Source organism: Streptosporangium sp. OZ121, assembly GCF_051918885.1.
Taxonomy (GTDB): domain Bacteria; phylum Actinomycetota; class Actinomycetes; order Streptosporangiales; family Streptosporangiaceae; genus Streptosporangium.
Genome location: NZ_JBPXMC010000040.1, coordinates 54,875 through 62,854, shown reverse-complemented (window position 1 = coordinate 62,854; position 7,980 = coordinate 54,875). Strand labels below are relative to the sequence as shown.

The window sequence follows — 7,980 nt, the reverse complement described above, 5'->3', positions numbered from 1 at the left end:
TAGTCCTGGGGGTAGACGAACTCCACCTCGAACTCCCCGGCGGCGTTCAAGTGCCCGCGGACCGGGTCACCGGTGTTACCCGGCCCCTGACGCAGCATCTCCCACTGACCGTCGCGCTTCCTGTAGCGCATCTCGTAGTTCGCCCAGCTCAGCGGACGCTGCTCCTCCACCGCCCGCCCCCGCGGCTCAGCGGCGTTCACCGGCGCGGTGATCGTGCCGGTGGCCGTTACCCGGGGAGGGTCGTCGGGAGTGGGTTCGGGAGTGGGGGTGGGTTCGGGGCCGGGAGTGGGGGTGCCGGGCGCCCCGGGGGGGACGGGCAGGTCGGGCTGGGCGGCGGGGTCGCAGGAGGCGCGCCGGGCCGGCGTGACGGAGCCGATCACCTCGTCGGGCAGGTTGGGCCGGCCGGGATGGGATTGCACATAGCCGACGGGGAAACTGAGCGAAGCGCCGGGAGGGTGTTCGGGGACGCACCAGGTGCGGGTGTACTCGCCGCCGCTAGCACTGGTGTAGCGCATGGTCAGCAGGGCGGTGGAGGGCACGCTCGCGTCACTGCAGGGATACAGGAATCCGAACACGGTGTGAAAGTCGCCCACGCCCAGCGTGATGGTGATGGCTCCCTCTCCGCATCCGGGCAGCGGGGACGAAGTCGGCGACGGGGTGGGGGTGGGGGTGGGGGAAGGAGACGGGGTAGGTGTCGGGGTGGAGGCCGGGTCCGGAACCGCGGTGGACGGGGCGGTAGTGCCGGGCGCGGGGCTCGCCGGGGTAGGGACCGCGGTGGCCGATCGCGCGTGGGCGGATGCGGGCATCGCGAGCCCGGCTGCCAAGATGACGGCCGCCAACAGGGGCCGCCCCATCCGGACGCGTCGCCGGGACGGTGGTGGGGTACGCATGACTCTCCTTGGCCGCCGCGTCATCCGCATCGCCCTCTTCAGGCGTGCGGACGGCGCGACGGCTGCTTGTGCTTGGTCTGCCCACCTATACGCAGCCGGGTGCTCTCACGATTCGTCCATCAATGTGTCATTGGACGCATTGTCCGCCGCCACCCTCAAAGCAGACCCCCCACAAGACCCTTAGCCGGAGAATTCCTCCCGAAGCCCTCAACGATCACGGGAAGTTTCCAGGGCGGGAACCTCTGGCGTCCTCTTCTGCCGCCAGGCCCCTGTTCGGCCGGTCCTCGGCTTCACACATCAGGACAGACCCCTCCCCCGGTACGGGTCAGAGCGTGCTGTTGACCTTCAGGCGTGTCGTCACCGGCACCTGAAGCGAGTCGAGCACAGGGCAGTGGGCCTCGACCTCGTTCGCGAGTCGCTCGTAACGCTCGGCGCTCTCCGGGCCCGTCAGGGTCACCTCGACGTCGATCTGCTCGAAACCGGGCCGCACGTCATCGGAGAGGCCGAGAAGTCCGCGCAGGTCGACGGTTCCCGCCAGCCGAATGTGGATGTCGTCCACACGGATCCCGAGCTTCGGCCCCCAGATTTGATAGGTCACGATCTGACAGGCGCCCAGGGCCGCCAGGATGTGGTTGACCGGCGAGGCGCCGGCGTCGTTCCCACCGAGGGCCGGAGGCTCGTCGATGACGAACTCGTGCCGGCCGGTTCGCACGGCCGCGTGCATCCTCCCCGCCGGCATGAGCTGGGTGGTGGCCTCCAATGACAAGATCTTGGGGGTAGAGCCAGAACGGGAATTTGACTGGGCCTGATCTGTCATCGGTACGTCACGCTCCTTGATTGGCGATCTTCATACGTGGGAGCAGTACGGAGAGCGCGACCGGTGCGGTTCCCCCATGTGATGACTTTTTATACGGTCGGCACCGTTTTCAGACCGGTGGCTCTGTAGGTGAATTTGAGAGCCGCCTGAGGGTCAGCGGTGCGAGTATCGAAGCGTTACTCCGTGTGAGGAGACGCTGGTGACATACCCCCGGTCCAAGCTCGATGGCGATGTAGGTGACATCGCCACACCAGCGGGTATCGAGCCCTGCCGCATCGGGCGTGAAGTCGCGGCCGATCAAGTCGGGCCGGGTGCCGGTGCCCGGGCCGGGGATGGTGGCCCGCTGCCGGAGCCGCCGATACCGTCCAGCCAGGCCGAGCGCCCGCATCAGCCGGGCCACCCGCCGCCGGCCGCACTGCTCACCGTCCCGCTGCAGTTGCGCGTGCACCCGCGGCGCGCCGTAGCTGCCTCGCGAGCGCGCGTGCACCTCGGCGATGTGCTCGGCCAGTTCGGCGTCACGGTCGACCCTCGGCAACGGCCCCGCCTGATGGAGATCGTCGACAATCGGGCGCATCGACGAAGCCCGGAAACGGGGCGGGTGTGACCAGCGGCCGAGAGTCGCCGGAGCCGGTGCGGCCCACCCGCGCCCGAGAGTGATCGTGGGAGCCCCGAGAGAGGGGCACCGGCGAGGGCTAGATCAAGAAAGGCGGCCCGGGGTCACGGGCGCCCGGGCCACTTGAGGGAGCAGACATTGACGGTGCGGGTCGAGAACTTCGGGATCTGGATGAGCCTGGGGAGTCCGTACGGCGGTGTCGCCGCGGCCGAGGGAGGTGCGAAGCCGACGGTGGCCACGGCGAGGCTCATCGCGAGCGTGCCTGCAAGGGCAGAACGCCGGACAATGCTGAGCATGATGAACCTTTTCTGGAGAACTCGGTCACTCTAGCCTCGTCTCCCTATGCGCAGCGTGGTTCGGAAGAATGGTGAGGCGTTTGCGGGGGTTTCTCGCAGTGTGCGGCGGACGAAGCGCTGTAGATCTGGCCGAAATGCCCCGGCACTCGGGCCTGGCCTCCTTCCGTGGCCACGCCGATTCCCCTGGTGGACGTGGCTCGGCCTCAGGGTTCGCGGGCGCAGAGGCACGTGTCCAGGTCGGCGGCGCCCTTGAGCATGCCGCGGGCCCCGGGCGGACTGGCGGGCCCGCCAGTCGCGCAGGGTCGCCTCCAGCGCAGCGGATCTGAACGATCAGCGGGGCGATCTGCTGCCGCGCGGCAGCTGGGGTTGCGTCCACGGAGGTGGTGTACGAGTTTCCCCAGGTAGTGGGCGTGGCGTCGTGAAATGAGGACGGCCATCGCGTGATCCTTCGAGTGCGAAGTAACAAGATCGAAGAAGAAGAAAGCGATGGCCGCGAACAACAGTGTGGACCCCGCGAGCCGGCTGGCGGAGCAGATCGAGCACGGCAACCCCGATCTGGTGCGATCCGTGGTGAAGAGCATGGCCGAGACGTTGATGTCGGCCGAGGCCGACAGCCTGTGCGGCGCTGACCACGGCACCCGCAGCGACGAGCGCACCAACCGGCGCAACGGCTACCGAAACCGCGAGTGGGACACCCGAGCCGGCACCGTCGAGCTCACCATCCCGAAACTACGCTCAGGCTCCTACTTTCCCGGCTGGCTGCTGGAGCGCAGACGCCGGGACGCATGCTCGGCATCAGCGTCTTCACCCGGTAACCGGCTCGCTGGCGGGCGCCAGTCGCAAGGCGCCGGCGTGCGCGGCCGCCAGCGTCACCCGCACCGCCTGGTCGGCGGTCGCCTCGTCGACCGGATCGGCGGTGATAAGCAGGCGTAGGTAGATCGGCGCGGCAAGAGTCTTGAAGAGCTCGGCAGGATCGGTATCCCCGACCAGTTCGCCGCGCTCGATGGCGCGCGTCACCACCGGTTCGGCTCTGGTGAGCCGGTCGTCGAACACGTGACGCCTGGCTGCGGCGATCTCCGGAAGGTGGGCTGCCCCGGTGAACATGGCGGCGAGGACGGCCTGCCCGGCCGGGCTGGTGAACGACTGGACGAGCGAGCGCGCCAGCGCCCGCAGGTCGGTCTCGATCGCTCCGGTGTCGGGGACGGGGATGTCCATCGCCATGTGCTCGGCCAGGGCGTCGGTGAGCAGGCTCTCTCGATCCTCCCACCGCCGGTAGACCGTCGTCTTGTGGACTCCGGCGCGCTGGGCGACGTTCTCGACGCTCAATGCGGCGTAGCCCTTATCCACGAGCTCGGCGAGTGTGGCGGCGTGGACGGCGGCGCGTACTTTGGCGCCGCGGCCGACCGGCCGGGCAGCGGAATGATCAGACTGCATTGCAACTCCAAGTTGCGATATTCGCGGGCCAGCTGACAGGATGAATGTATCGCAACTCTGAGTTGCGATACATTCATCCTGTATCCCCTGAGGTGGTACATCATGCGGAACTCCCCCGCTTGGACCCTCCATGCCGTCCCCGACCAATCCGGACGAGTCGCGGTGGTGACCGGAGCCAACAGCGGCATCGGCTACGTCACCGCCCGCGAACTGGCCCGCCGCGGCGCGCACGTCGTGCTGGCCTGCCGCGACCCCGAACGCGGCCAGGCCGCGCTCGCCCGCATGCAGGGCGAGGTGCCCGGCGCTCACCTGGAACTGCGCCAGGTGGACCTGGGCAGCCTAGCCTCCATCCGAGCATTCGCCGCCGGGTGGGACCGCGGCTCGCTCGATCTGTTGGTGAACAACGCCGGAGTGGCGATGGTGCCCTACGCTCAGACCGCCGACGGGTTCGAGTCGCAGTTCGGCATCAACCACCTGGGCGCCTTCGCCATGACCGGCCTGCTGCTGCCCTGTCTGCTTGCCGCGCCGGACCCGCGGGTGGTCACCGTCAGCAGCGAAGGACAGCGCTTCGCCCGCTTCGACCTGGGCAATCTCAACGCCGAGCGCACCTACCAGACAGCCTTCGCCTACGTGCAGTCCAAACGGGCCAACCTCTACTTCGCCATGGAACTACAGCGTCGGGCCGACGCCGCAGGGCTAAAGCTGCGCAGCATGGCCGTCGCGCCCGGACTGACCCGCACCAACGTGCTCACCGGCGGTGCCAACAGCGGCAGAGGACACTTGTACGGGACCGTCACGCGCCTGCTCGTGCACGCGTTCTTCCGCCCCACTCCGGAAGGGGCGAAGACCTCCCTATACGCGGCGACCGTGCCTGACCTGCCAGGGGGCAGCTACATCGTTCCCGACGGACCACTGCAACTGCGCGGTGAACCCACGCGTCGTTCCCATGAGCGCGCCATCCGCGACACTGCCACAGCCACCCGCCTGTGGCAGCTCTCCGAACGCCTCACCGGCGTCACCTACGAGCTGCCCGCCGCCACAGACACACGCCTGCCGTACGTATGACGAGGGCGTGGTTGTGCGAGGGCATATCAAGGAGTACGTCGGAGACGCCGTCGCGACCCCCGCATGCCGCGGAAGGAGAGAGCTGACGTCGCCCCGGAGACCGCGAAGGTCACCGGGGAGACCACCGCGAGTACGGGCGTGACGCCTTCCCCCGCTCGGGCCCATGCGGTCAGCCGGCCATCGCGGCGGTGCCGCGGTAGCGCACGCTCTTGGCCATCCATTCCAGCAGGCCGGAGACCATCGCCTTCAGAGCATCGATATAGCGGTGGAACTCCTCCTGTTCAGGGGTGGCGACGGCCGTGAGGAAATCCAGGGTCACCAGCTCGGCGTTGATCAGTTCCACCATCCGGCTGACGGCTTGACGCAGGGACATGCCGTGGTGGGTGGCCAGGATGGTGACCAGGTTGAAGGGATCACCGGCGGCATTCTCCTTGGGGTAGCCGAACACGTCGTTGGCCCAGCAGATCGCGTGGTTGACACGCATGTTGATGTCGGCGATCTCCGCCGAGCGGTACACCGTTTCGGGCAGGAAAGTGGCGTACGCCAGCTCGGTCGCGGCGGTGGCGTAGAACATGGCGCCGAGGTCGTTGCGGGAGGACAGGTAGTCGGTGAGGGAAGGCACCCGGGCAGGGTCGTACAGCCGGTCGCGGTGACGCATGCTCACCGACAGGTAGTCGAGAAAGAAGGTGGTCAGTCTTGAGAGCCAGAAGGGGGGCGCCATACCGGCCGCCTCGCTCCACAGGTCGCGAAAGACGCCGACCGCCGGCTCGGCCGCCAAAGCCGGATCGACGGGTCTCCCGGCCGATGTGTCGCGCAACGCCTCGACGAGATCGCCGATGCCGATGTCCACTATGGGCTCGGGGCTGTCCAGGACGTCGTCCATCCACCAGCAGTAGGTCAGCAACCGGTTGGCCAGCCACAATCTGGGATAGTCGGCCTCCGGCCAGATCCGGGCGTGAAGCGCGGCGTGCCGCTGGCTGATGAAGTGCCGCTCGGCCTGTCCGCGCGTGGCGGGGAAAAGCCCGCTCCGGCGAATCCACTCGGCGGTATCCGCCGCGAGCCGGTCGGCCTCGGGGTGGATCCGGAGAGCGAACGGGCAATCCAGGGTCAGGTCGTCCGCCGGTTCGGACCAGCCCGACCAGCGTATGGTCGGGAAGGGGTAGGCGACGGGAATCGGTGAGCTCGTCCTGGGCGGCATGTCATCACATTTCTACGGGGGTGGCACGGGCCGGAAAGCCGGACCTTGGGCGACGGACTGAGTCGTCTCGCTGATCGATACGCTCGGGCCGATCTACGCGGTTCTCCCGTCACCGCGTTCGGGTGTGCACCTTTGAGTGCTCCGGATCCCGTCGGCCGTCCGTCATCGTCACCTGAGCATCTGACCGGTGGCCGCCTGCTTCCAGCGCGCCGCCAGGACGACCTCCGGGGCGGGACACCCTCTTGAGCATCATGATCACCGATGGTTCCGTTCCGGCCCGATCCCGGCAGGAACCGGTTGGCGCCGCGTGACGTATCGGCTTTCAGGCCAATGAGAGGACTCCTCATGCACGACCGATCGGTGACCGAGCCCTTCCAGCTCGGGGCGGACTTCCTGCAGGACCCGCATGGCGTGTGCGCGGCACTCCGCGACCTGGGACCGGTCCGCGAAGTGGTGACGCCACGTGGCCAGCGCATGTGGATGGTCACTCGCCACGCCGACGCCCGAGCGGCATTGACGAGTCCTGATCTGAGCAAGGACATCCATCTCGCCCGCCGTACCTTCGATCCGGTCGCACTCGCGGTCGCCGGCCTCGATTTCGGCAGTGACCTGTCGTCGCACATGCTCAACACCGATCCCCCCGACCACACCCGTCTGCGCCGACTGGTCAACAAGGCCTTCATGGCGCGCGGGGTCAAGGGGATGCGACCTCGCATCGAGGCCATCGCCGACGAGCTGCTCGACGAGATGGCGGGGCACGAGGAGGTCGACCTCCTGTCCGCCTTCGCCTTCCCGCTGCCCATCACGGTGATCTGCGAGCTGCTCGGCGTGCCTGAAATGGACCGGGGAGATTTCCGCGCCTGGTCGACGACCATCGTGACGGCCACCTCACCCGAGGAGCTCACGGGCGCGGCCGGTTCGATGGTCGCCTACCTCTCGGGCTTGATCGAGGGTAAGAAGGTCTCCAGTGGGAACGACCTGCTGATCGAGCTCATCCGCGCCCGTGACGCGGATGACCGGCTCAGTGCCACGGAACTGGTGTCCATGGCCTTCCTGCTGCTGGTCGCCGGACACGAGACGACCGTGAACCTGATCGGCAACGCGATCATCGCCCTCCATCGGGATCCCGGCCAGCTCGCCGCTCTCCTGGCCGACCCCACGCTGGTGCCGGGAGCCGTCGAGGAGCTGTTGCGCTACGACGGCCCGGTCAACCTCGCCACTGTCCGCTTCACCGTGCGGCCGACGTCCATCGGCGGAACGGAGATCCCCGCGGGGCAGTTCGTCCTCATCTCCCTCGGGTCCGCCAACCGGGACGAGACGCGGTTCGCCGACGCGGACGAGCTGCGCGTCACCCGCGATCCCACCGGTCACCTCGCCTTCGGGTACGGTGCGCACCACTGTGTCGGTGCTCCCCTGGCCCGGCTGGAGATCGAAGTCGCCCTGGGAGCCCTTCTGAGGCGCTTCCCCGAGCTGGAGGTCCTCGGCGACGGCGACGGCCTGCGCTGGCGGGACAGCATGCTCATCCGCGGTGTCGAGACGCTCCCCGTCCGTCCAGGCCCGTCCCGGAAACCGACCGGCTGAAGGGGCGAGGAGCGCGACGAGCACAGCGGACCGGTCCCGGAGTTCGAACTTTCCACGCTGAGGATCCGTGAGAAGGCTCGCTGAGT

The 7,980-nt window shown here is 68.2% G+C and carries 7 protein-coding genes and 2 pseudogenes; 3 read left to right on the top strand and 6 right to left on the bottom strand.

What is annotated here, in order from left to right:
- From ACTOQ1_RS39350 to ACTOQ1_RS39335, 4 genes and pseudogenes are all read right to left on the bottom strand, one after another.
- A pseudogene (locus ACTOQ1_RS39350) lies at window positions 1–515 on the bottom strand (hypothetical protein); the annotation flags it as partial.
- Window positions 516–1,215: 700 nt separating this feature from the next.
- The gene (locus ACTOQ1_RS39345) at window positions 1,216–1,650 is read right to left on the bottom strand and encodes an OsmC family protein (RefSeq protein WP_440073302.1); all 435 of its coding nucleotides are present in this window, start codon (window positions 1,648–1,650) and stop codon (window positions 1,216–1,218) included.
- A 166-nt stretch (window positions 1,651–1,816) separates the two neighbouring features.
- Complete coding sequence (locus tag ACTOQ1_RS39340; protein ID WP_440073300.1) at window positions 1,817–2,281, bottom strand: IS3 family transposase; 465 nt, start codon at window positions 2,279–2,281, stop codon at window positions 1,817–1,819.
- Window positions 2,282–2,424: 143 nt separating this feature from the next.
- Window positions 2,425–2,616, bottom strand: coding sequence for a hypothetical protein (locus ACTOQ1_RS39335; RefSeq protein WP_440073299.1), 192 nt, complete (start codon window positions 2,614–2,616; stop codon window positions 2,425–2,427).
- Between the two features lie 486 nt (window positions 2,617–3,102).
- On the opposite strand from ACTOQ1_RS39335, the pseudogene ACTOQ1_RS39330 reads away from it, so the two are divergent.
- Window positions 3,103–3,396 (top strand): annotated as a pseudogene (locus ACTOQ1_RS39330) (transposase); the annotation flags it as partial.
- A 24-nt stretch (window positions 3,397–3,420) separates the two neighbouring features.
- Here the strand turns inward: ACTOQ1_RS39330 and ACTOQ1_RS39325 are convergent.
- The gene (locus tag ACTOQ1_RS39325; protein ID WP_440073297.1) at window positions 3,421–4,050 is read right to left on the bottom strand and encodes a TetR/AcrR family transcriptional regulator; all 630 of its coding nucleotides are present in this window, start codon (window positions 4,048–4,050) and stop codon (window positions 3,421–3,423) included.
- A gap of 102 nt (window positions 4,051–4,152) precedes the next feature.
- On the opposite strand from ACTOQ1_RS39325, the gene ACTOQ1_RS39320 reads away from it, so the two are divergent.
- Window positions 4,153–5,115 (top strand): oxidoreductase, encoded by a 963-nt coding sequence (locus tag ACTOQ1_RS39320; protein WP_440073295.1) that lies wholly within the window; start codon window positions 4,153–4,155, stop codon window positions 5,113–5,115.
- Between the two features lie 169 nt (window positions 5,116–5,284).
- Here the strand turns inward: ACTOQ1_RS39320 and ACTOQ1_RS39315 are convergent, their stop codons facing one another.
- Complete coding sequence (locus ACTOQ1_RS39315) at window positions 5,285–6,313, bottom strand: terpene synthase family protein (protein WP_440073294.1); 1,029 nt, start codon at window positions 6,311–6,313, stop codon at window positions 5,285–5,287.
- A gap of 345 nt (window positions 6,314–6,658) precedes the next feature.
- On the opposite strand from ACTOQ1_RS39315, the gene ACTOQ1_RS39310 reads away from it, so the two are divergent.
- Complete coding sequence (locus tag ACTOQ1_RS39310) at window positions 6,659–7,894, top strand: cytochrome P450 family protein (protein ID WP_440073293.1); 1,236 nt, start codon at window positions 6,659–6,661, stop codon at window positions 7,892–7,894.
- Window positions 7,895–7,980: the final 86 nt, after the last annotated feature.

Coding starts and splice junctions, on each gene's coding strand:
- ACTOQ1_RS39320 (WP_440073295.1), top strand. CDS start 4,153: ATGCGGAACTCCCCCGCTTGGACCCTCCATGCCGTCCCCGACCAATCC.
- ACTOQ1_RS39310 (WP_440073293.1), top strand. CDS start 6,659: ATGCACGACCGATCGGTGACCGAGCCCTTCCAGCTCGGGGCGGACTTC.
- ACTOQ1_RS39340 (WP_440073300.1), bottom strand. CDS start 2,281: ATGCGCCCGATTGTCGACGATCTCCATCAGGCGGGGCCGTTGCCGAGG.
- ACTOQ1_RS39325 (WP_440073297.1), bottom strand. CDS start 4,050: ATGCAGTCTGATCATTCCGCTGCCCGGCCGGTCGGCCGCGGCGCCAAA.
- ACTOQ1_RS39335 (WP_440073299.1), bottom strand. CDS start 2,616: ATGCTCAGCATTGTCCGGCGTTCTGCCCTTGCAGGCACGCTCGCGATG.
- ACTOQ1_RS39315 (WP_440073294.1), bottom strand. CDS start 6,313: ATGCCGCCCAGGACGAGCTCACCGATTCCCGTCGCCTACCCCTTCCCG.